The organism is Streptomyces sp. NPDC028419 (genome assembly GCF_055565515.1).
On record NZ_JBVHUE010000004.1, the window covers coordinates 68,557 to 90,243 of the forward strand.

Annotated in this window: 18 protein-coding genes and 1 tRNA gene; 8 read left to right on the top strand and 11 right to left on the bottom strand. The window is 71.8% G+C overall.

Annotated elements, in window-relative coordinates:
- The first annotated feature begins 45 nt into the window (after positions 1 to 45).
- The gene (locus ACZ4UB_RS06510; protein ID WP_468068658.1) at positions 46 to 1,458 is read left to right on the top strand and encodes a type III PLP-dependent enzyme domain-containing protein; all 1,413 of its coding nucleotides are present in this window, start codon (positions 46 to 48) and stop codon (positions 1,456 to 1,458) included.
- Between the two features lie 15 nt (positions 1,459 to 1,473).
- Here the strand turns inward: ACZ4UB_RS06510 and ACZ4UB_RS06515 are convergent, their stop codons facing one another.
- Positions 1,474 to 2,316 carry a MurR/RpiR family transcriptional regulator gene (locus ACZ4UB_RS06515; protein WP_468068659.1) on the bottom strand — a complete coding sequence of 281 codons (843 nt, stop codon included), beginning with the start codon at positions 2,314 to 2,316 and terminating at the stop codon, positions 1,474 to 1,476.
- A 142-nt stretch (positions 2,317 to 2,458) separates the two neighbouring features.
- On the opposite strand from ACZ4UB_RS06515, the gene ACZ4UB_RS06520 reads away from it, so the two are divergent.
- Positions 2,459 to 2,836: a hypothetical protein gene (locus tag ACZ4UB_RS06520; protein WP_468068660.1), complete on the top strand. Its 378-nt coding sequence runs from the start codon at positions 2,459 to 2,461 to the stop codon at positions 2,834 to 2,836.
- 937 nt (positions 2,837 to 3,773) lie between these two features.
- Here the strand turns inward: ACZ4UB_RS06520 and ACZ4UB_RS06525 are convergent.
- Positions 3,774 to 5,156 carry a cystathionine beta-synthase gene (locus ACZ4UB_RS06525; RefSeq protein ID WP_354382982.1) on the bottom strand — a complete coding sequence of 461 codons (1,383 nt, stop codon included), beginning with the start codon at positions 5,154 to 5,156 and terminating at the stop codon, positions 3,774 to 3,776.
- A gap of 124 nt (positions 5,157 to 5,280) precedes the next feature.
- Between ACZ4UB_RS06525 and ACZ4UB_RS06530 the strand changes: the two genes are divergently transcribed.
- From ACZ4UB_RS06530 to ACZ4UB_RS06540, 3 genes are all read left to right on the top strand, one after another.
- On the top strand, positions 5,281 to 6,327 hold the full coding sequence (locus tag ACZ4UB_RS06530) for an SGNH/GDSL hydrolase family protein (RefSeq protein ID WP_468068662.1): 1,047 nt from the start codon (positions 5,281 to 5,283) through the stop codon (positions 6,325 to 6,327).
- A 230-nt stretch (positions 6,328 to 6,557) separates the two neighbouring features.
- On the top strand, positions 6,558 to 7,775 hold the full coding sequence (locus ACZ4UB_RS06535) for an acetyl-CoA C-acetyltransferase (RefSeq protein ID WP_468068663.1): 1,218 nt from the start codon (positions 6,558 to 6,560) through the stop codon (positions 7,773 to 7,775).
- A gap of 314 nt (positions 7,776 to 8,089) precedes the next feature.
- Positions 8,090 to 8,899 carry a hypothetical protein gene (locus ACZ4UB_RS06540; RefSeq protein ID WP_354382983.1) on the top strand — a complete coding sequence of 270 codons (810 nt, stop codon included), beginning with the start codon at positions 8,090 to 8,092 and terminating at the stop codon, positions 8,897 to 8,899.
- Here the strand turns inward: ACZ4UB_RS06540 and ACZ4UB_RS06545 are convergent.
- On the bottom strand, positions 8,883 to 9,233 hold the full coding sequence (locus tag ACZ4UB_RS06545; RefSeq protein WP_354382939.1) for a hypothetical protein: 351 nt from the start codon (positions 9,231 to 9,233) through the stop codon (positions 8,883 to 8,885). The genes ACZ4UB_RS06540 and ACZ4UB_RS06545 overlap by 17 nt on opposite strands.
- 102 nt (positions 9,234 to 9,335) lie before the next feature.
- Between ACZ4UB_RS06545 and ACZ4UB_RS06550 the strand changes: the two genes are divergently transcribed.
- The gene (locus ACZ4UB_RS06550) at positions 9,336 to 9,566 is read left to right on the top strand and encodes a DUF4287 domain-containing protein (protein ID WP_399267897.1); all 231 of its coding nucleotides are present in this window, start codon (positions 9,336 to 9,338) and stop codon (positions 9,564 to 9,566) included.
- 136 nt (positions 9,567 to 9,702) lie between these two features.
- Here ACZ4UB_RS06550 and ACZ4UB_RS06555 read toward each other — a convergent pair whose 3' ends face one another.
- Positions 9,703 to 10,548, bottom strand: a complete 846-nt coding sequence (locus ACZ4UB_RS06555) for a Bax inhibitor-1/YccA family protein (RefSeq protein WP_468068666.1) — start codon at positions 10,546 to 10,548, stop codon at positions 9,703 to 9,705.
- Between the two features lie 178 nt (positions 10,549 to 10,726).
- Positions 10,727 to 10,811: transfer RNA gene (locus ACZ4UB_RS06560), tRNA-Leu, on the bottom strand.
- A 532-nt stretch (positions 10,812 to 11,343) separates the two neighbouring features.
- On the opposite strand from ACZ4UB_RS06560, the gene ACZ4UB_RS06565 reads away from it, so the two are divergent.
- Both ACZ4UB_RS06565 and ACZ4UB_RS06570 read left to right on the top strand, forming a co-directional pair.
- On the top strand, positions 11,344 to 12,108 hold the full coding sequence (locus ACZ4UB_RS06565; RefSeq protein ID WP_354382984.1) for an ABC transporter ATP-binding protein: 765 nt from the start codon (positions 11,344 to 11,346) through the stop codon (positions 12,106 to 12,108).
- Positions 12,109 to 12,180: 72 nt separating this feature from the next.
- Entirely contained in the window at positions 12,181 to 14,736 is a 2,556-nt protein-coding gene (locus tag ACZ4UB_RS06570) for an ABC transporter permease (protein ID WP_468068667.1), read from the top strand.
- Positions 14,737 to 14,828: 92 nt separating this feature from the next.
- Here ACZ4UB_RS06570 and ACZ4UB_RS06575 read toward each other — a convergent pair whose 3' ends face one another.
- The 6 genes from ACZ4UB_RS06575 to eno form a co-directional block, all read right to left on the bottom strand.
- On the bottom strand, positions 14,829 to 16,196 hold the full coding sequence (locus tag ACZ4UB_RS06575) for a class I SAM-dependent methyltransferase (protein ID WP_468068669.1): 1,368 nt from the start codon (positions 16,194 to 16,196) through the stop codon (positions 14,829 to 14,831).
- Positions 16,197 to 16,369: 173 nt separating this feature from the next.
- Positions 16,370 to 17,758: an NAD(P)/FAD-dependent oxidoreductase gene (locus ACZ4UB_RS06580; RefSeq protein WP_354382944.1), complete on the bottom strand. Its 1,389-nt coding sequence runs from the start codon at positions 17,756 to 17,758 to the stop codon at positions 16,370 to 16,372.
- A 465-nt stretch (positions 17,759 to 18,223) separates the two neighbouring features.
- A complete protein-coding gene (locus ACZ4UB_RS06585; protein WP_468068670.1) occupies positions 18,224 to 19,177 on the bottom strand; it encodes a Ppx/GppA phosphatase family protein in 954 nt (317 codons plus the stop codon).
- On the bottom strand, positions 19,174 to 19,707 hold the full coding sequence (locus tag ACZ4UB_RS06590; RefSeq protein WP_354382946.1) for a DUF501 domain-containing protein: 534 nt from the start codon (positions 19,705 to 19,707) through the stop codon (positions 19,174 to 19,176). Before ACZ4UB_RS06590 ends, ACZ4UB_RS06585 begins: the two co-directional genes overlap by 4 nt.
- Positions 19,708 to 19,749: 42 nt before the next feature.
- The gene (locus tag ACZ4UB_RS06595) at positions 19,750 to 20,232 is read right to left on the bottom strand and encodes an FtsB family cell division protein (RefSeq protein ID WP_467956662.1); all 483 of its coding nucleotides are present in this window, start codon (positions 20,230 to 20,232) and stop codon (positions 19,750 to 19,752) included.
- Between the two features lie 152 nt (positions 20,233 to 20,384).
- Positions 20,385 to 21,671: a phosphopyruvate hydratase gene (gene eno, locus ACZ4UB_RS06600; protein WP_354382948.1), complete on the bottom strand. Its 1,287-nt coding sequence runs from the start codon at positions 21,669 to 21,671 to the stop codon at positions 20,385 to 20,387.
- Between the last annotated feature and the right edge of the window lie 16 nt (positions 21,672 to 21,687).

The window sequence follows — 21,687 nt, forward strand, 5'->3', positions numbered from 1 at the left end:
AGTCAACAGCTGCGGGCATGTCGCCGTGGTGGTTGGCTGGCGGACATGACTGCGGAGACCGTCGACAGCGCGTCCCCCGAAGGCACCGGCCCGCGCCCGGAGCCCGATCCGGAGCCCGATCCGGAGCCCGCCGCCGTGCGCCGGGACCTGGCCGTGCGGGAGGCCGTACGGCAGGGGCTGGTGGGGCCGGACGAGGGCGACGAACCCCTGGTGTGCCTGCTGGACACGGCCGGGATCCGGGACTCGGCCGCCGCCCTGACGGCCGCCTTCGCCGCCGCGCTGCCGCCGGGCACCCCCGTCCTGCACGCCTTCGCGGTGAAGGCGTGCCCGCTGGTCCCGGTGCTGCGGCTGCTCGCCGCCGCCGGCCTGGGCTGCGAGGTGGCCAGCGCCGGGGAGCTGGCCCTGGCCCGGGCCGCCGGGCTGGGCCCCGGCCGCACGGTCCTGGACTCCCCCGCCAAGACCACCGCCGAACTGCGCGAGGCGCTGGCCCTGGGCATCGCGGTCAACGCCGACAACCGCCAGGAGCTGGAGCGCATCGACGCCCTGATCGCGGCGGACCCGGGCCCGGTCCGGTCCCCGATCGGTCTGCGGATCAATCCGCAGACCGGCGCGGGCGCCATCGACGCCCTCTCCACCGCGACCGCCACCTCGAAGTTCGGCTTCGCCCTGCGCGACGAGGGGGCGCGCGAGTGGCTGGTGCGCGCCTGCGTCGAGCGCCCCTGGCTGACCCGGCTGCACACCCACTCCGGCTCCCAGGGCGTACCGCTGCCGCTGATCGCGCGGGGGGTGCGCGCCGTGCACGAGCTGGCCGAGGAGGTCAACGCGGCGGTCGGCCGGCGCCGGATCGACACGATCGACATCGGCGGCGGGCTCCCGGTGAACTTCGCCTCGGACGCGGCGACCCCCTCGTACGCCGATTACGTGGCCGCCCTGCGCACGGCCGCCCCGGCCCTCTTCGACGGCTCGTACGGCCTGGTCACCGAGTTCGGCCGGTCCCTGACCGCCAAGCACGGCCTGGTGATCGCCCGCGTCGAGTACGCGAAGACCAGCGGCGGCCGCCCCGTCGCGCTCACCCACGCGGGGGTCCAGCTGGCCACCCGTACGGTCTACGCGCCCGCCGTCTGGCCGGTGCGGATCCTCGCCTACGACGGGCGGGGCGTCCCGAAGGAGGGCGCGCCCCTCGCCCAGGACGTCGCGGGGCCCGCCTGCTTCGCGGGCGACCTGCTGGCCGAGGCCCGACCGCTCCCGCCGCTCGATGCGGGCGACCTGATCGCCGTACCGGACACCGGCGCGTACTTCTTCACGGCCCACTACGGCTACAACAGCCTGCCGCGCCCGGCCGTCCACGGCTTCGCGGTGGAGGGCGGTGCGGTGCGCTTCGCCCTCGCGCGGCCCGCGCAGTCCGTCCCCGCGCTGGTCGAGGAAGCGGGCGCCGCACACGGCGACGCGCTGCTGTAGCCGGGCCCCGTTCCCCTACTCGACGAAGAGGGAGCGGGCGGTGGCCTTCGCGTCGAAGGCCTCCAGCCGGGCCTGGGCGTCGGGCAGCGCGTCCGCCATCGACTCCAGCAGCACCCGCCCCAGGAGCATCGGCGCGCACGCCGTGTCGAAGGCGAGTCCGGTGCCGACCGGCGCCGGGATCAGCAGGTCCGAGTGGCGGGCCACCGGGGCGAAGGCGGAATCGGCGACCGTGACCACGGTCAGCCCGGTCGTACGGGCGTACTCCAGGGCCGCCAGCACCTCGCGCGGATGCCGGGGCAGCGCGAAGCACAGCAGCGCCGTGGCCCCGGACCCGACCGCCGCGTCGATCCGGTCGGCCAGCATCGAGCCGCCCTCGTCCAGCAGCCGCACGTCGGGGTGCACCTTGCCGGCGAAGTACGCGAACCCGCGCGCCTGCGAGGACGCGGCGCGCAGCCCGAGCACCGGCAGCGGCACCGAAGCGGCGAGCGCCCGCCCCGCCTCCTCGACGGGCCCGGGGTCGGCGAGCATCGCCGAGAGGTGGCGCAGGTTGTCGATCTCGGCCTGGACGGCCTGCTGGTAGGAGTTGTACGCGTCGCTGCCGGAGCCGCCGGGGCGGCCGCCGGGGGCCACCTCGCGCAGGTGCCGGCGCAGGGCCGGGTAGCCGTCGAAGCCGAGCGCCACCGCGAAGCGGGTCACCGAGGGCTGGCTGACCCCGGCCAGTTCGGCCAGCTCGACGCTGGACAGGAACGGCACCTCGGCCGCCCCGCGCACCATGCAGTGGGCGATCCGCCGCTGGGTCGGCGTCAGCCGGTGCCCCTCGAACAGCTTCTGCAGCCGTGCTGCCGGACTGTCGCTCATCCCGCCCCCTCCTCCGTCCCGTGCATCTATTCAGTCAGCAAGCACTCTGCATGCGGATATGCAGGACGGCAAGCCTGGTCCGCCGCGTGATACGGGGGCTAGCCCCAGTGCCGGGCGGCAACGGCCTTCCTAGCCTGGAGGCATGGAACCCCATTCCCACACCGATGCCCACGAGCTGAAGAAGGAATTCGACGCCACCTTGAGGGCCCGCGGGGAGCTGGGGCCCGAGTACGAGGCTGCGCTCGTCGATTCGTTCGTCGAGAAGGTGGACACCCAGGTCAGGCGGCGCCTGGCCGAGCAGCGCCTGCGGGAGGTGCGCGGCGGGCCCGTGGTCGCCGGGGGCGGGGCGAACTTCGGCGAACGCTTCGGCTTCGCCATCGTGACGCTGGTCCTGGCGATCCCGCTGTCCGCCATCGGCGTCGTCAACGCGGGCCTGAGCGGCCTGGTGGTCACCTGGGCCGGCATCCTGGGCGTCAGCGTCGCCCACGCCGCCAAATCCTGGCACCGCCCTCCCGCCTGACGCCCCCGGCGAGCGCCTCAAACGCCGGCGAGGCTGGATGGGGCAGCGCCCGCCCCTCCCCTGCGGCCCGGTGAGCGCCTCAAACGCCGGCGAGGCTGGATGGGGCAGCGCCTGCCCCTCGTCCGCGGGCCGGTGGGCGCCTCAAACGCCGGCGCGGCTGAAGGTGGCCAGCCCCGGCCCCCATCCGCGGCCCGGTGGGCGCCTCAAACGCCGGCGAGGCTGGATCGGGTGGCGCCCGCCCCTCGCCTGCGGCCCGGTTGCGCCTCAAACGCCGGCGGGGCTGGATTGGGCAGCGCCCGGCCCTCATCCGCAGGCTGGTGCGCGCCTCAAACGCCGGCGCGGCTAAAGGGGGCCGAACCAGCCCCCTCGCTGCGGGCCATCGGGCGCCCCATCCAGCCTCGCCGGCGATTGAGGCGCACACGGTGCCGCGGACGAGGGACGGGCTCAGCCCAATCCAGCCCCGCCGGCGTTTGAGGCGCCCACCGGGCCGCGGACGAGGGACGGGCTCAGCCCCATCCAGCCCCGCCGGCGTTTGAGGCGCCCACAGACCTGCGGATGAAGGGCGGGCACAGCCCCATCCAGCCCCGCCGGCGATTGAGGCGCACACGGTGCCGCGGGCGCGTGCCCGGTCGTGGGCGGCGGGGGCATGCTCGCCCCGCCCCCACGGGAAGGTACGGCGGGGGCCGCCGCACCCCCGGTTGCCCGGGGGGCGGGACGACGGCGGCCCCCGCGAAGGACACGGTCCGGGTCAGGGCCGTCCGCGTCCGTGGCGCCACACGACCCCGGGAGCCGCTCCGGAACCGCGCAACACCGCTCGGTGGCGCCGGAGGAACCGTCCGGTTCCTTCCGACGACCACCACTGTGCCGCACCCGTGTTAAGCCGGTGCTGCCGCGACGTGTCGGGCCCGTTCCGATCGCGCGAAGCCCCCGCGAGGGACTACTTCGCGCTGCGCGCCAGGAACGCCAGGAGGTCCTGGCGGCTCACCACACCGGTCGGCTTGCCCTCGACGAGGACGATCGCCGCGTCCGCCGTACCGAGGACCGTCATCAGCTCGGACACCGTCTCGCCGGAGCCGACCTGCGGCAGCGGCGGGCTCATGTGCTTCTCCAGCGGGTCGCTGAGCGAGGCCCGCTGCGCGAACAGCGCCGACAGCAGCTCCTTCTCCACCACGGACCCGATGACCTCGGCGGCCATCACGTCCGGGTGCCCGGCACCCGGCTTCACGATCGGCATCTGCGAGACGCCGTACTCGCGCAGCACCTCGATGGCCTCCCCGACGGTCTCCTCGGGGTGCATGTGGACGAGCGAGGGGATCCCGCCCTCCTTGTCGGCCAGGACCGCGCCGATGCGGGCGGCGGGGCCCGCCTCCTCCAGGAAGCCGTGCCCGGCCATCCACTCGTCGCTGAAGATCTTGCTGAGGTAGCCGCGGCCGCTGTCCGGCAGCAGGACGACGACCACGTCGTCCGGACCCAGGCTCTCGGCGGCCTTCAGCGCGGCCACGACGGCCATGCCGCAGGAACCGCCGACCAGCAGGCCCTCTTCCTTGGCGAGGCGGCGGGTCATCTGGAAGGAGTCCTTGTCGGACACCGCGATGATCTCGTCCGTCACGTTGCGGTCGTAGGCGGACGGCCAGAAGTCCTCGCCGACGCCCTCGACGAGGTACGGACGGCCCGAGCCGCCCGAGTACACGGAGCCCTCGGGGTCGGCGCCGATGACCTTGACCTTGCCACCGGACACCTCCTTCAGGTAACCGCCGGTGCCGGAGATCGTGCCGCCGGTGCCGACGCCCGCGACGAAGTGCGTGATCTTCCCGTCCGTCTGCTCCCACAGCTCGGGACCGGTGGTCTCGTAGTGCGAGCGCGGGTTGTTCGGGTTGCTGTACTGGTCCGGCTTCCAGGCGCCGGGCTCGCGGGCGAGGCGGTCGGACACGTTGTAGTACGAGTCCGGGTGCTCGGGGTCGACGGCGGTCGGGCAGACCACGACCTCGGCGCCGTACGCGCGCATCACATTGATCTTGTCCATCGAGACCTTGTCAGGACAGACGAAGATGCACTTGTAGCCCTTCTGCTGGGCCACGATGGCGAGTCCTACACCGGTGTTGCCGCTGGTCGGCTCCACGATGGTGCCACCGGGCTTGAGCGCTCCGCTCTGCTCGGCGGCCTCGATCATGCGCACGGCGATGCGGTCCTTCACGGACCCGCCCGGATTGAAGTACTCGACCTTGGCCAGGACGGTGGCCTGGATGCCGTCGGTCACACGGTTGAGCTTCACCAGCGGGGTGTTGCCGACGAGGCTGATCATCGAGTCGTGGAATTGCACCATGTTCTCCAAGGAGGGGACTCCACGGGTTCTCCGGGAGGTCCCGTCAGACTAAGCGGAAAGGGATTGGAGCAGCGGCACTACGGGGCAGGTAAGCCAGCAGAGGCGAGGAGGGTGACCTGAAGTGTCGAGGGCGAGAACGGCCCGCCGGATCGCGGCGGGTGCGGCGTACGGCGGCGGCGGACTCGGTCTGCTCGGCGCCGCTGCGGTGGGACTGGTCGTGGCCGAGGTCCAGCTGGCCAAACGGACCGTCGGCATCGGGCTGCCCGACCCGCCCCGCGCGGACGGGCTGTACGGGAGCGAGTTCGGCGGGCCCGAACTGAGTCCCGGCCCGCTGCGCCTCGCCATGCTGGGCGACTCCACGGCCGCCGGGCTCGGCGTGCGGCGGGCCAGACAGACCCCGGCGGCGCTGCTGGCCTCGGGGCTGGCCGCGGTGGCCGAGCGGCCCGTCCAGCTGCGGAACGTGGCCCTGTCCGGCGCCATGTCCGACGATCTCGACCGCCAGGTGGCGCTGCTGCTGGACCACGGCGAGAAGGCCCCCGACGTGGCCGTCGTGATGATCGGGGCCAATGACGTGACCCGCAGGATGCCGCCCACCCAGTCGGTGCGGCTGCTGACGGCCGCGGTGAAGCGGCTGCGGCTGGCGGGTTCCGAGGTCGTCGTGGGCACCTGCCCGGACCTCGGCACGATCGAGCCGGTCTACCAGCCGCTGCGCTGGGTGGCCCGCCGGGTGTCCCGGCAGCTGGCCGCCGCGCAGACCATCGGGGTGGTCGCCCAGGGCGGCCGTACGGTCTCGATGGGGGACCTGCTGGGGCCGGAGTTCGCCGCGAACCCGCGCGAGATGTTCGGCCCGGACTCCTACCACCCGTCCGCCGAGGGGTACGCGACCGCCGCCATGGCCGTGCTGCCGACCCTGTGCGCGACGCTCTCGCTCTGGCCCGAGTCCGACCGCCTCGACGTCTCCCGCGACGAGGACATGCTCCCGGTGGCCAAGGCCGCCACGGCCGCCGCGAACCAGGCGGGCACCGAGGTCACGGCGGCCCGCGCGCCCTGGGCCCTGCTCAAGCACCGGCGCCGCCGGCGGCTGCCGGAGGCCGCCTCGCAGCCGGACGTCGACCGGGCGGCCCCGGGCGCCCCCTCAAGCCCGTCAGGGGGCCCCGCCCCGCGTTAGCCGGGGGAGTTCGAGGACCCGCCGGAGGCCCGACCGAGCCGCACCCGGCTCCCGTACCCCGGCCTCGAAGCGTGCCTGCGGGCCCGACCGCCCTGCGGGGGCGCCCCAAACACCGGCGGGGCCGGGACATGCGGCGCTCGTCACACGGCGAGGGCGGTGAAATCGACGGTACGGGCCGGTAACTTCACATGCGGTCCCGGCACAACCGCAACCCACCCCTTGGAGTCCCGATGCCCGAAGCCGTCATCGTTTCCACCGCCCGCTCCCCCATCGGCCGGGCCTTCAAGGGCTCCCTCAAGGACCTCCGCCCGGACGACCTGACCGCCACGATCGTCCAGGCCGCCCTGGCGAAGGTCCCGGAGCTGGACCCGCGCGACATCGACGACCTGATGCTGGGCTGCGGCCTGCCGGGCGGCGAGCAGGGCAGCAACCTGGGCCGCATCGTGGCCGTACAGATGGGCATGGACCACCTGCCGGGCCTCACGCTCACCCGTTACTGTTCCTCCTCCCTCCAGACCTCGCGCATGGCCCTGCACGCCATCAAGGCGGGCGAGGGCGACGTCTTCATCTCGGCGGGCGTCGAGATGGTCTCCCGCTCGGTCAACGGCTCGTCGGACATCCGCGAGACCCACAACCCGCTCTTCGCCGACGCCGAGGCCCGTACGGCCGAGGTCGCGCAGAGCGAGGGCGCCTCCTGGCACGACCCGCGCGAGGACGGCCTGATCCCGGACGCCTACATCGCGATGGGGCAGACGGCCGAGAACCTGGCCCGCCTCAAGGGCGTGACCCGCCAGGAGATGGACGAGTTCGGCGTCCGTTCGCAGAACCTCGCCGAGGCCGCCATCAAGAACGGCTTCTGGGAGCGCGAGATCACCCCGGTGACGACGCCGGACGGCACCGTGGTGTCCACCGACGACGGCCCGCGCGCCGGCGTCACCCTGGAGGGCGTGCAGGGCCTCAAGCCCGTCTTCCGCCCCGACGGCCTCGTCACGGCCGGCAACTGCTGCCCGCTGAACGACGGCGCGGCCGCGCTGGTCATCATGAGCGACACCAAGGCGCGGGAGCTGGGCCTGACCCCGCTGGCCCGGATCGTCTCCACCGGCGTCACCGGCCTCTCCCCCGAGATCATGGGCCTCGGCCCCGTCGAGGCGTCGAAGCAGGCGCTCCAGCGCGCCGGCCTGACCATCGGCGACATCGACCTGGTCGAGATCAACGAGGCCTTCGCGGCCCAGGTCATCCCGTCCTACCGCGACCTCGGCGTGGACCTCGACAAGCTGAACGTCAACGGCGGGGCCATCGCCGTCGGTCACCCGTTCGGGATGACCGGCGCGCGCATCACCGGCACGCTGATCAACAGCCTCCAGTTCCACGACAAGCAGTTCGGCCTGGAGACGATGTGCGTGGGCGGCGGCCAGGGCATGGCCATGGTCATCGAGCGCCTGAGCTGAGCCTGAGCTGAGCCGGAGGTGATCGTTCTCCTTGGGGGCCCAGACGCCCCTAGGGAGATGCGTTGATCCTTACGTCGTACTGACACCGGTTCTAATCCCGTCGCGGCCTACCTGTGACCGAATCTCCCCCAGGATGTGACCTATGTCCTGGGGGTTTGGCATTTCCGCAGGTCAGGGCACATGTGGCGGGAGAGGTCGGGACCAAAGACCTGTCCAATTCATGACGTAATGCACTGCACCCCATTCCCAGGGCGGGTGAAGCTGATGTAGGAAGTCGGGGGATCGAATACATCAGGAGTTAGTCAGTGAGCGCCATGTCTCTTGCCCTGCTGCTGACCACGGCCGCTGCCACGGCCGTGGGCGCCGCCGCGCTGCACGCAGTCCACGGTCTGCGCAAGCAGGTCGCGGCCCTGCGCAGCGAGCTGGCCGTTCCGGCGCACCCCCGCGCCATGACCGTGCCGCACGCCCGTAGCGCCGTAGCGTCCCCCGCTTCGGAGATACGGGCCGCCGTGGCCGCGGCCCTCGCCGAGGAGCGCGAGCGCGAGCTCGCCGAGGCGCGCGCCTTCTGGGCCGCGCAGGAGGCGCGCGACGCCGCCGACGCTCCGTCGCTGCTGGGCGGCCTGCCCGGGCTCGGCGAGGAGACTCCGGTCTTCCTGCCCCGCCAGGCGGACCTGGTGGGCCTGGAGCCCGTCCTGGGGGACGAGGGCGACGACTACGCCTACCCCGAGGACTCCGCCGAGCTGGCCGCGGCCCGCCGCCGCCACCCCTCGCACCCCGACTTCGTGCCGGCCCAGGCCGCCGCGCCGGGCGCCGACCACGAGCGCACCGTCAACCGGCTGGAAGAGCTGGCGCAGGCCCGTACCGCGCTGGCCGACGTCCGCCCCGGCCCGCTCGGCACGCTCGACGTGTACGTCTTCACCGACGGCACCACGCTGTGCATGACCCCGGGCCACCGGGAGACCGCGGAGCGCCTGTCCGAGGCGCTGCGCTCGGGCACCGCGCCGGTCCTGCTGGGCGGTTCGGGCATCTCCGGCGCCTACGCGCTGACCTTCTCCTGCGGCGACGCCGGGGACCCCGACGACAACGTCTACATCCTGGCCGACCGGGTCATCGCATCGCTCTGACTTCCGCCCGCTCCACCAGCCGCACGGCCTCGTCCAGCACCTCGGACGGGGCCGTCGCCGCGTCCGGGGCCCCCTGCGCGGCACGCAGCGCCTCGGCCAGGTCCAGGCCGGCCACGGCCAGCTGGTCGCCGACGACGAAGATCCCGGCGTCCGGCATCTCGCGCGGCCGCGCCCCGTCGGCGAGGCCCTCCAGGCGCTGCGCCCGTACGGACAGCTCGCGGGCGAGGGCCAGCCCCTCGGCGGCGGCGCCGCGCTGGAGGCGGCTCTGCGGGGCGGAGCGCAGTCGGTCGGCGAAGCGTTCCACGACGGCGGTCAGGGGCGACGTATCAAGCACCCGGCCGACCTTACGCGCCGCCCCCGCGCCATTGCCAACGGGCGAACGGTCAGGCACGGTGACGTGAAGAGAACAAGCACGGCGATACCTCCGGAGGCGCCCATGTCCGTAGAGTTCTCCGAGCCCACCCACCGGAACATGATCTCCAGAATCCCCCAGACCACCGGTCGTGATCTCTCCGACTGGCTCCGCACCGTCGACGAGGGCCCCTCCCTCATCCGGTTCGAGGACAAGCTCAGCTGGCTGCTCGGCGCGCACGACCTGTCGTACGGCCAGGCCAAGGCGATCATCCACGAGTACGACCTGCGCAGAGCCGCCAAGAAGTTCGGCTGAGCTCGACCCCGCCCCCCGTACCCGACTCCCGTCCCCGACCCCTGCCCCCGATTCCCGCAGGCCCCCGACATGCGGGAAGGCCCCGCGAGCCGTGCTCGCGGGGCCTTCCGTACGTGCGTGATCGGGCGGGGCGGTACTAGTCGCCCTTGAGGATCGACAGCAGGCGCAGCATCTCCAGGTAGATCCACACCAGGGTCATGGTGAGGCCGAAGGCCGCCAGCCAGGACTCCTCGCGGGGGGCGCCGTACTGCACGCCGTCCTCGACCTGCTTGAAGTCGAGGGCGAGGAAGCAGGCGCCCAGGATGATGCCGATGACACCGAAGAGGATGCCGAGGCCGCCGGACCGGAAACCGAGGCCGTCGCCGCCACCGAAGACGGAGAACAGCAGGTTGACGACCATGAGCAGCATGAAGCCCACCGCGGCGGCCATCACGAAGCCGTAGAAGCGGCGGGTGACGCGGATCCAGCGCATCTTGTAGGCCAGCAGCACGCCGACGAAGACGCACATGGTGCCGAGGACGGCCTGGATGACCACGCCCGGGCTGATGTACGTGCTGGTGGCCGAGCTGATCACGCCGAGGAAGACGCCCTCGAAGGCCGCGTAGGCCAGGATCACCGCGGGAACGGGCTTGCGCTTGAACGACTGCACCATCGCGAGGACGAACGCGATGAGGGCGGCGCCCACGGCGATGCCGTACGACTTGTTGATGTTCGCCGGGTCGACCGGGAGGGCGATCCAGGCGAGGACCGCCGTCAGGACGACCGTGCCGAGCGTCATGGCCGTACGGCTCACGACGTCGTCGATGGTCATCGCGTTGCGGTGGGCCGACGCCTGCGGCATGCCGGTCTGCGGGTCGGTCGCGTACGGGTTCGTCGCGTACGGGTTCGTCGCGGTCCCGGCCTGCTGCGCGTCAAAGCCCGCGTAGCCGCCGTTGTCGCGGCTGAACCCCCGTCGCGAGAAGACCGGGTTACTGCTCCTCATCTCACTCCTCCATCGGCCACGGTGCGCGGCCTCTTGCACCAGGGTAATGCGTTCGCAAAAAAATCACCCTACTGCTGAAGGAGGATCTTAGAAGAGGGCATGACGAAACGCATGGAATAAGAAATGGGCAAGGTTCGACCGGCGAGGAGCGGGTCCGTCGGTGCACGGGTGGGACCGGTGGTGCCCGGAGCCGGACTTGAACCGGCACGGCCCTAAGGCCAGCGAGGTTTAAGCTCGCCGTGTCTGCATTCCACCATCCGGGCTGGTACGCGGTCCCCCGTACGAAGCGTCTGAGCGCCGTGGCGAGCGTATCCGGAACGCACCCACCACCAGATGGCCTTCTTTCCGATGTTGTCTGATTTTATTGGCGCTTGAGGGACCGTCAGACATCAGAAGGCCGGGTCGACGCCCTGCGGAGGACGATCACCACCGCCTCGGGATTGACGGGATTTCGATGGCCCGCGCCACCCCCCGCGCCACCACGGACGCCACCCCGCACCACCCCGCCCCGAGCCGGCTCCCCCGACCCCGACCGGGTCCTTCCCTTGCCCCGCAAGGGCTCTGCCCCATCCTGCCAAGGCCCGCGACCCGTGGCCGACCACGACGGGCCGCCGCCGGGGCCGGGTCGGGGGCGCCGTCATACCAGAGGAGGAGGAAGGGGCCCCGGCGGTCAGACTCCAGTGGGCCCACGAACAAGCTCGCCGGTTGATCCGGAGCGGGGGGCGGCGCGAAGAAGATGGAGAACGTCCCGCCAGTCCGTCAGATCGCCGCTCGGAGGAGCCCCCCGTGACCACCATGAACTACGCCCCGCACACCACCCAGGCCGTGGCGGCCCGCGCCACGCAGCTCTCGAAGGTGTACGGCCAGGGCGAGACCCAGGTGGTCGCCCTCGACAACGTCTCGGTCGACTTCGGCCAGGGACAGTTCACCGCGATCATGGGCCCCTCCGGTTCCGGCAAGTCCACGCTGATGCACTGCGTCGCGGGCCTGGACACCTTCTCCGGCGGATCCGTGCGGATCGGCGAGACCGAGCTGGGCACCCTCAAGGACAAGCAGCTCACCCAGCTGCGCCGGGACAAGATCGGCTTCATCTTCCAGGCGTTCAACCTGCTGCCGACGCTGACGGCCCTGGAGAACATCACGCTCCCCATGGACATAGCGGGCCGCAAGCCCGACAAGCAGTGGCTCGACACGGTCATCGCCATGGTCGGCCTCTCCGACCGACTGGGCCACCGCCCCACCCAGCTCTCCGGCGGCCAGCAGCAGCGCGTGGCCGTGGCCCGCGCCCTGGCCTCCCGCCCCGAGATCATCTTCGGTGACGAGCCGACCGGAAACCTGGACTCCCGCTCGGGCGCCGAGGTCCTCGGCTTCCTGCGCAACTCCGTCCGCGAGCTCGGCCAGACCGTCGTGATGGTCACCCACGACCCGGTCGCCGCCTCCTACGCGGACCGCGTCATCTTCCTCGCCGACGGCCGGATCGTGGACGAGATGATCAGCCCCACCGCCGACGGCGTGCTGGACCGCATGAAGGCCTTCGACGCCAAGGGCCGTACGAGCTGACCCGGTCGCGGGCCCCCCGGCGGGCCCCACGAAGCCACCTCCCAGACTTCCAGCACCAGGACTGACATACCCATGTTCCGTACCGCCCTGCGCAACGTCCTCGCGCACAAGGCCAGGCTGTTGATGACGGTGCTCGCCGTCACCCTCGGCGTCGCGTTCGTCTCCGGCACCCTCGTCTTCACCGACACCCTCAAGAAGTCCCTGAGTAGCCAGTCCGCCAAGAGCTACGACGGCGTCGCCGTCTCGGTCAGCTCCTACGGCCAGACCCGCGGCGAGGACGGCCAGAAGGAGGGCGACCCCGGCATCGGCCAGGCCACCCTCGACAAGGTCGCCAAGACGGGCGGCGTCGCTTCGGTCACCGGCCGCGTCACCGGCTTCGCCGGCATCGGCGACGAGAAGGGCAAGCTGATCGGCCAGGGCTGGTCGAACGCGGGCTCCAACTTCGCCCCCGGCAAGGACGGCAAGGACCCGCGCTCCGCCTTCGTCGAAGGCGCCGGACCGACCAAGGCCGACCAGATCGCCCTCGACAAGGACAGCGCCGCCGCCGGTGACTACAAGGTGGGCGACAAGGTCCGCGTCGCGACGAAGGGCCCGGTGAAGGAGTACACCCTCAGCGGTGTCTTCACCACCGAGGACGGCGCGGTCAAGGCGGGCGGCAGCCTGGTGCTGTTCACCACCCCCGTCGCGCAGGAGATGTTCCTCAAGCCCGGCTTCTACCAGGACCTGACCGTCGCCGCGCAGGCCGGTACCTCCGCCGACAAGCTGCTCGCGGACATCAAGCCGCTGCTGGACAAGAACGCCCACGCCAAGACCGGCACCGCGCTCGCCGCGGAGCAGGCCAAGGACATCCAGACGCAGCTGAGCGGCATGAGCAACATGCTGCTGGCCTTCGCGGGCATCTCCCTCTTCGTCGGCGTCTTCCTCATCTACAACACCTTCACCATGCTGGTCAGCCAGCGCACGAAGGAACTGGCCCTGCTGCGCGCCGTCGGCGCCGACCGCGGCCAGGTCATGCGCTCGGTGCTCTCCGAAGCCCTCGTCGTCGGCTTCCTCTCCGCCGTGATCGGTCTGGTCACGGGCATCGGCCTGGCGATCGGCATGCGCTCCGCGATGAACTCCTTCGGCGCGAAGCTGCCGGGCGGCGACCTCGTCATCTCCCCCGCCACCATCGTCTGGGCCCTGGTCATCGGCGTCGTCGTCACCGTGGTCGCCGCGGTGCTGCCCGCCTGGCGCACCGGCCGGATCGCCCCGGTCGCCGCCATGGGCAGCGCCCACCTGCCCGCCAGCTCCAAGTCCCTGGTGCTCCGCAACGTCTTCGGTTGCATCCTCGGCGCCCTGGGCGTCGGCGGCACCCTCCTCGGCGTCTCGACCGGCGGCAGCGACGGCCGGATGATCATCGCCGCGGGCGCGTTCTTCCTCCTCATCGGCCTGATCGTGCTGCTCCCGCTGCTGTCGCGGCCGGTCATCGGCGCGCTCCGCCCGCCGCTCCAGAAGGTCTTCGGGGTCCCCGGCAAGCTGGCCGCGCAGAACGCCCTGCGCAACCCGCGCCGCACCGCCGTCACCGCCGCCTCCCTGGCCATCGGCCTGACCCTGGTCACCACCCTCTCGGTGCTCGGCATCACCATGGGCAAGGCCATCGACCGGCTGAGCACGGACAACATCAAGGCCGACTACCGGGTCTCCATGTCCGAGGGCGTGCGCGGCGGCGGCCTGGACAGGTCGGTGCCCGAGACCCTGGCCAAGGCCCCTGGCGTCAAGGAGGTCTCGGCGGTCGCGGAGGGCTCGATTCGGGTCAAGGGCGACTTCCGCCCCACCTCCGGCGTCAACCCGGCGACCATCGCCGACCTGCTGAACGTCCAGGTCACCGCCGGCTCGCTGAGCAGCCTCGGCAAGGGCGAGGTCGCGGTCGCGGAGAAGGAGGCCAAGAAGGAGAACCTCTCGGTCGGCTCCACCGTGGACGCGCAGTTCGACGACGGCCGCAAGGCCCCGCTCAAGGTCGGCGCCGTCTACAAGAACCTGGACGAGCTCGTCTCGCCGTACCTGATCGACTACAAGCTCCTGAGCCCCAGCGGCGAGGAGCAGTACATCCGCTGGGTGTACGTCAACACCACCGCCGGCGCCACCGCGGCGGGCGAGCAGGCGGTCGTCGACGCCCTCGGCAAGAACCCGGCGATGACCGTCGCCACCCAGCAGGACATGCGCGACGAACTGGGCGGCATGATCAACATCGCCCTGAACATCATGTACGGCCTGCTCGGCATGGCGCTGATCATCTCGGTGCTCGGCGTCGTCAACACCCTGGCGATGTCCGTCTTCGAGCGGGTCCAGGAGATCGGCATGCTGCGGGCGATCGGCCTGGACCGCGGCCGGGTCAAGAACATGATCCGCCTGGAGGCCGTCGTGATCTCGCTCTTCGGCGCGATCCTCGGCGTCGGCATCGGCATCTTCCTCGCCTGGGCGGTCGGCTCGACGCTCAGCGACACCGTCCCCGGCTACGCCCTGGTCCTGCCCTGGGACCGGATCGGCATCTTCCTCCTGCTCGCCGGTGTGGTCGGCGTCCTGGCCGCCATGTGGCCGGCGCGCAGCGCGGCCCGGCTGAACATGCTGACCGCCATCAAGACCGAGTAGCCCGGCTCCGCTCGGACAGGGACAGGCCGAAGGGCCCCGCGACCACCCGGTCGCGGGGCCCTTCGCCGTGCCGGTCCGCGCGCCGCCCGCGGCTACTCCCGCCACTCCCGGGTGCGCCGCGCCAGCCCGGAGCTCCCGTCCGCGGGGGTGCGCACGGCCAGCACCTGGTTCACCCCGAGCCGGTTCTGCTCGAAGCCCAGGGCGGAGGCGGCCATGTACAGCAGCCAGACCCGTGCCCGGCCGGGCGAGGTGAGCCGGACCGCCCGTTCCCAGTTCTCCTCCAGCCGGCCGACCCAGGCGCGCAGGGTCAGCGCGTAGTGCTCGCGCAGCGCCTCGACGTCGCGGACCTCGAAGCCCGCCCGCTCCAACTCGCCCACGGTGACGGCGATCGGGGACAGCTCCCCGTCGGGGAAGACGTAGGCGTCGATGAAGGGGTCGATCCGGTACGCCGCCTCCCGGGCCGCCTCGGGCTCGGGCCGCCGCGCGATCTGGTGGTTCAGCAGCCGCCCGCCGGGGCGCAGCAGGGCGTAGAGGTCACCGGCGTACTCGCGGTAGCGGGCGGAGCCGACGTGTTCGGCCATCCCGATGGAGGAGATCGCGTCGTACGGCCCGTCCGTGACGTCCCGGTAGTCCTGGACCCGGATCTCGATCCGGTCGGTCAGGCCCTCCTCCGCGATCCGCTTGCGGGCGAAGGCGGCCTGCTCGCGCGAGAGCGTGATGCCGGTGACCCGGACGCCGTACTCCCGCGCCGCGTGCAGGGCCATCGAGCCCCAGCCGCAGCCCACGTCGAGCAGCCGGTCGCCGGGGCGCAGGGCGAGCTTGCGGCAGACCAGGTCCAGCTTGTCGCGCTGGGCCCCCTCCAGGTCTCCCCCGGGGCTCCAGTAGGCGCAGGAGTAGACCATGGAGGGGCCGAGCACGAGGGCGTAGAAGTCGTTGCCGACGTCGTAGTGGTGGCTGACGGCCCGCCGGTCGCGGATCCGGGTGTGCCGGGCCCCGCCCCGGTGGGGGACCTCCTCGCCGGGCGGCGCGGGCGGGGGCAGCGGCCCGGCCAGCGCGATCAACTCCCGCAGCGCGGCCCGCGCGGCTCCGTCCCGTACGGTCCCCAGCGCCCCGGAGGCCGCGGCCAGCGCCCCGCGGACGCGGCCGGCGGGCACGGCGGCGCCCGGGTCGGGGTCGCGCTGCCAGAGCAGCCCCGAGACCCGGTCGAGCAGGTCGTAGAGATCGCCCTCGACGGTCAGGTCCCCGGAGACCCAGGCCCGGGCCAGGCCCACTTCGCCCGGTTTCCACAGGATCCGGCGCAGGGCCCGCCGGTGGTGCAGGACGAGTACGGGGCCGGGGCCGTGCCCCGGGTCGTCGGGCGGACCCGCCTCACTGCCGTCCCAGGCGCGGATCCGGACGGGCAGGGGGACACCCAGCAGGGTCTCGGCAAGAGCGGCCAGCCGCGGCGCGGCGTCGGTCATGGCGCACACCTCCAGTAAGGCTCCGACCTTTGCCTCTACCCACCGCGCACAGCGGGTAAGCGGGCCGCGACACGCCGTGGGACCGGCGGACGCACCGAAGGGGCCCGCCCGCACCACGGATGGCGGGAAGGCCCCTTCGGGGTCGTACTGGGATGTTTCCGGTCAGGCCCGGGTCAGGAAGCCTTGGCCTTCTCGGCGGCGGGAGCCGTCACGGCGGCCGGAGCCGGGGCCGGCTTGGCGGCCTCGTAGAACTCCTCGCGCGGGGTCTCCAGCGCACCGAGGGAGACGACCTCGCGCTTGAGGAACATCGCGAGGGTCCAGTCGGCGAAGACGCGGATCTTGCGGTTCCAGGTCGGCATGGCCATGCCGTGGTAGCCACGGTGCATGTACCAGGCGAGCCGGCCCTTGAGCTTGATCTTCATGCCGCCCATGACGATCATCGCGACGCCCTTGTGGAGGCCGAGGCCCGCCACCGCACCCTTGTTGGAGTGCGAGTACTCGCCCTGCGGGAAGCCCCGCATGCCCGAGATGACGTTGTCCGCGAGGACCTTGGACTGGCGCAGCGCGTGCTGGGCGTTCGGCGGGCACCAGGCGTTCTCGACGCCGGCCTTGCGGGACGCCATGTCCGGGACCTGGGCGTTGTCGCCCGCGGCCCAGATGTAGTCGGTGCCGGTGACCTGGAGGTCGGCGCCGGCGTCGACGTGGCCGCGCGGGCCCAGGGGCAGGCCGTAGCGGGCCAGCACCGGGTTGGGCTTGACGCCCGCGGTCCACACGAGGGTGTTGGAGTCGACCTCGAGGCCGTTCTTCAGCACCACGTGGCCGTCCACGCAGGAGTCCATGGACGTGTTCAGGTAGATCTCGATGCCGCGCGACTCGAGGTGCTCCTTGCCCCAGGTGCCGAGCTTGGGCCCGACCTCGGGAAGGATCTTGTCGGCCGCGTCCACCAGGATGAAGCGCATGTCCTCGCGCTTGATCGTGGAGTAGTACTTCGCGGCGTCGCGGGCCATGTCCTCGACCTCGCCTATGGTCTCGGCGCCGGCGAAGCCGCCGCCGACGAAGACGAAGGTGAGGGCCTTGCGGCGGACGTCCTCGTCCGTCGTGGACTCGGCCTTGTCGAGCTGTTCGAGGACGTGATTGCGCAGACCGATGCCCTCTTCCACGCCCTTCATGCCGATGCCCTGTTCGGCCAGGCCGGGGATCGGGAAGGTGCGCGAAACGGCGCCGAGCGCGATCACCAGGTAGTCGAAGGGCAGCTCGTACGCCTCGCCGACGAGCGGCGTGACGACGGCGACCTTGCGGTCCTGGTCGATGCTGGTGACCCGGCCGGTGAGAACCTCAGCCTTGGGCAGCACGCGTCGCAGCGGGACGACGACGTGCCGAGGCGAGATACTGCCTGCGGCCACTTCGGGGAGGAAGGGCTGGTAGGTCATGTACGAGCGCGGGTCGACGACCGTGACGGTCGCCTCGCCGTAGCGCATCTTCTTGAGAATGCGCTTGGCTGCATACAGGCCTACGTACCCACCGCCTACAACGAGGATCCTGGGACGCTCCGTGGTGCTCATGGAACGAGTATCCAGCACCCGAAGGGGGGGCGCTCGTGAGCCCCTTCACAAGGTGCTAGGACCCCTCTGTTACACTGCGCGGCCCACGTGACGGAGGTCATGCCGCGAAGGGGGAACCACCGCATCGCGGGAGTCGTTGTCCACCCGCTCTGAACTGGCACTCCGGCCTATCGACGGGGTAGACCACGCCTCTCGTGGATACCTACGGACCGACCTCCGGGCCGTCCACGATTCAGACGAACACCCTCACGAAACAGGCCCGTCGGCCTCGAAATGCCATCCAAAGGCCCCCCGATGAGCCCATCGGCCTTCTTTTCCTTGTGAAGAACTTCACGAACTTCATGTGGACGACGGGACTTCCGCCCCCCGAAGAGGGCCCTACGACCCCCCGACCAGCGCCGCTGTACACCCGCCCGGGGCCGGGCCCGGGCGGGTGCGCAGTGAGGGGGCGGTGAGGGAGGGCGGTTACGCCGGGAGGCGGGCCGCGCTCCAGGCGATGCCGTCGAGGATGTCGTGTTCGGAGACGACGACCTCCTTGGCGCCGGTGCGCTCCATGATCGCGCGCAGGACGAGGGCGCCCGCGCCGATGACGTCGACCCGGCCGGGGTGCATCACGCCGATGGACGCGCGCTCCGCGTGCGTCAGGGTGAGCATGCGCTCGCTGACCTCGCGGACCGCCTCGTAGGAGATCCGGCTGTGGTGGATCGCCCGCGAGTCGTACTCCGCCAGGCCCAGGGCGATGCCCGCGACCGTGGTCACCGAGCCGGCCAGGCCCACCAGGGTGCGCGCCTCGCCCAGCGGCACCGTCTCGGCCGCCAGGTCCAGCGCGGCCTCGATGTCGGCCCGTATGGCGGCGACCTGCGCCTCGGTCGGCGGGTCGGTGACGACCCCGTCGACGACCAGGTGGCGTTCGGTCATCCGGACGCAGCCCACGTCGACGGAGCGCGCGGCGCGCACGTGCTCCTCGCCGACGACGAACTCGGTCGAGCCGCCGCCGATGTCCACGACGAGGTACGGCTTCGCGAGGTCGTCGCGGCCCGTCAGCTCCTTGGTGGCGCCGGTGAAGGAGAACTCCGCCTCCTGGTCACCGCTGATCACCTCGGGCTCCACGCCCAGGATGTCCACGACGCCCCGGACGAACTCGTCCCGGTTCTCCGCGTCGCGCGAGGCCGAGGTGGCCACGAAGCGGATCCGTTCGGCGCCCAGCTCCTTGATCACGGCGGCGTACTCGCGGCAGGCCGCGAAGGTGCGCTCCAGCGCCTCCGGCGCCAGCCGGCCGGTCCGGTCCACGCCCTGGCCGAGCCGGACGACGATCATCCGCCGGTCCAGCTCGATCAGCTCGCCGGTCTCCGGGTCGCAGTCGGCGACCAGCAGGCGGATGGAGTTCGTACCGCAGTCGATGCCCGCGACGCGCGTCACGCGTCCGCCTTCTGCGCGCACGGGGTGACGCAGGCGCCCTTCGCCCACCACTCGGGCAGCATCGCCAGGGCCTCGTCGCCGAACGGGTTCACACCGGGGCCCGCGGCCAGCGAGTGGCCCACCAGCACGTGCAGGCACTTCACCCGGTCGGGCATGCCGCCCGCGCTCGGGAAGCCCTCCAGCACCTCGATCGCGTCGCGCCGGGTGATGTAGTCCTCGTGCGCGGCCCGGTAGGCCGCGGCCAGCTCCGGGTCGGTGGCGAGCCGGGCCTGCATCTCCTTCATCACGCCGTTGGCCTCCAGCGTGCCGATGGCACCGGCGGCCCGCGGGCAGGTCAAGTAGTACAGCGTGGGGAACGGCGTGCCGTCGGGCAGGCGCGGGGCGGTCTCGACCACGTCGGGCTGCCCGCAGGGACAGCGGTGCGCGATGGCGCGCAGTCCGCGCGGCGGGCGGCCGAGCTGCTGCTCGAACGCGGCGATGTCCGCGTCCGTCGGCTCGGTCCGTGCGGTCTGGGGCGGGGGCGTCTGCATGCCTGGGATGCGTCTTTCGGTTGAGAGGTCGGTCGGTGGACGTCAGTCGGCGGGCCGGTCGGCCTTGTCGATGCCGTCCCAGACGTTCGAGTACCAGGGCCGGTCGGCCGTCGCCGTACCGGTGCGGCGGTGCTCCGCGGCCTCCGAGTCGACCATGGTGAAGCCGATCTCCCCGGGGCGCACGTAGTGCAGGTGCCGGCGCGCCTGCTGCTCCGCGTACGCGCGGTCCTGCCAGCGGGCCTTCTCGTCGCGGAGTTCGTCCAGCCGCTTGCGCGCCCGGTCGGCGGCCTGCTGCTGGTCCGCGATCTCCGAGCGCTGGGAGACGTACTGGCGCATCGGATAGGCGAGGGCGACGACCAGCGTACAGAGGACGAGCACCAGCAGCGCGGCCCGGCCGGTCAGCCTGCTGCGCCGGACCTGGCGCCGCGACTGCGAGCGGTACACGTGGGCCGCGGTCCGCTCGCCCAGCTGCTTGAGCCTGGTCGCGGTCGAGAAGGTGGAGAACCGATCCCGGTTCCCGGCCATTGACTCCGCCTCCCCTGTACCCGCACACAGCAATACGTCCCCGCACACGGTACGGGACCGAGCGCGGGGACGTACGGAGGCTGTCGGGCCCCGCGGGGATGAACCCGCGCAGGCCCGTCCGGCAGCCCGTCCGGAAGGTGATCCGGAGGGGATCAGCCCTTGAAGCGCGGGAAGGCGGAGCGGCCCGCGTACACGGCGGCGTCGTCGAGGATCTCCTCGATGCGCAGCAGCTGGTTGTACTTGGCGACGCGGTCCGAGCGGGCCGGGGCGCCGGTCTTGATCTGACCGCAGTTCACGGCGACCGCGAGGTCGGCGATGGTGACGTCCTCGGTCTCGCCGGAGCGGTGCGACATCATGCACTTGAAGCCGTTGCGCTGGGCCATCTCGACGGCGTCCAGGGTCTCGGTCAGCGAACCGATCTGGTTCACCTTCACGAGCAGGGCGTTCGCCGAGCCCTCTTCGATGCCGCGGGCGAGGCGCTCCGGGTTGGTGACGAAGAGGTCGTCGCCGACGATCTGGACCTTGGCGCCCAGCTTGTCCGTGAGGACCTTCCAGCCGGCCCAGTCGTCCTCGTACAGCGGGTCCTCGATGGAGACCATCGGGTACGCGGAGACGAGCTCCTCGTAGTACTCGGTCATCTCGGCGGCCGAGCGGGACTGGCCCTCGAACTCGTACTTGCCGTCCTTGTAGAACTCGGACGCGGCGACGTCGAGCGCCAGCGCGATGTCCTTGCCCGGGACGTAGCCGGCCTGCTTGATGGCCTCGACGATGAGGTCGAGCGCGGCGCGGTTGGACTCCAGGTTCGGGGCGAAGCCGCCCTCGTCGCCCAGACCCGTGGAGAGGCCCTTGGTGTGCAGGACCTTCTTGAGGGTGTGGTAGACCTCGGCGCCCCAGCGCAGGGCCTCGGAGAAGGACTCCGCGCCGATCGGCGCGATCATGAACTCCTGGATGTCGACGTTGGAGTCGGCGTGCGACCCACCGTTGAGGATGTTCATCATCGGAACGGGCAGCAGGTGCGCGTTCGGGCCGCCGAGGTAGCGGAAGAGCGGGAGGTCCGAGGCCTCGGACGCGGCGTGGGCCACGGCCAGGGAGACGCCGAGGATCGCGTTGGCGCCCAGCGAGCCCTTGTTGTCGGTGCCGTCCAGGTCGAACATGGCCTGGTCGATCAGGCGCTGCTCGGTGGCGTCGTAGCCGACGAGCTCCGGGCCGATCTGCTCGATCACGGCGAGGACGGCCTTCTCGACGCCCTTGCCGAGGTAGCGGTTGGGGTCACCGTCACGAAGCTCGATGGCCTCGAATGCACCGGTGGAGGCGCCGGACGGAACTGCAGCACGGCCGGTGCTGCCGTCGTCGAGGCCAACCTCGACCTCGACCGTGGGATTGCCTCGGGAGTCCAGGATTTCCCGGGCTACGACGACGTCGATGGACGGCACGAGCATCTCCTTCTGGGATGTG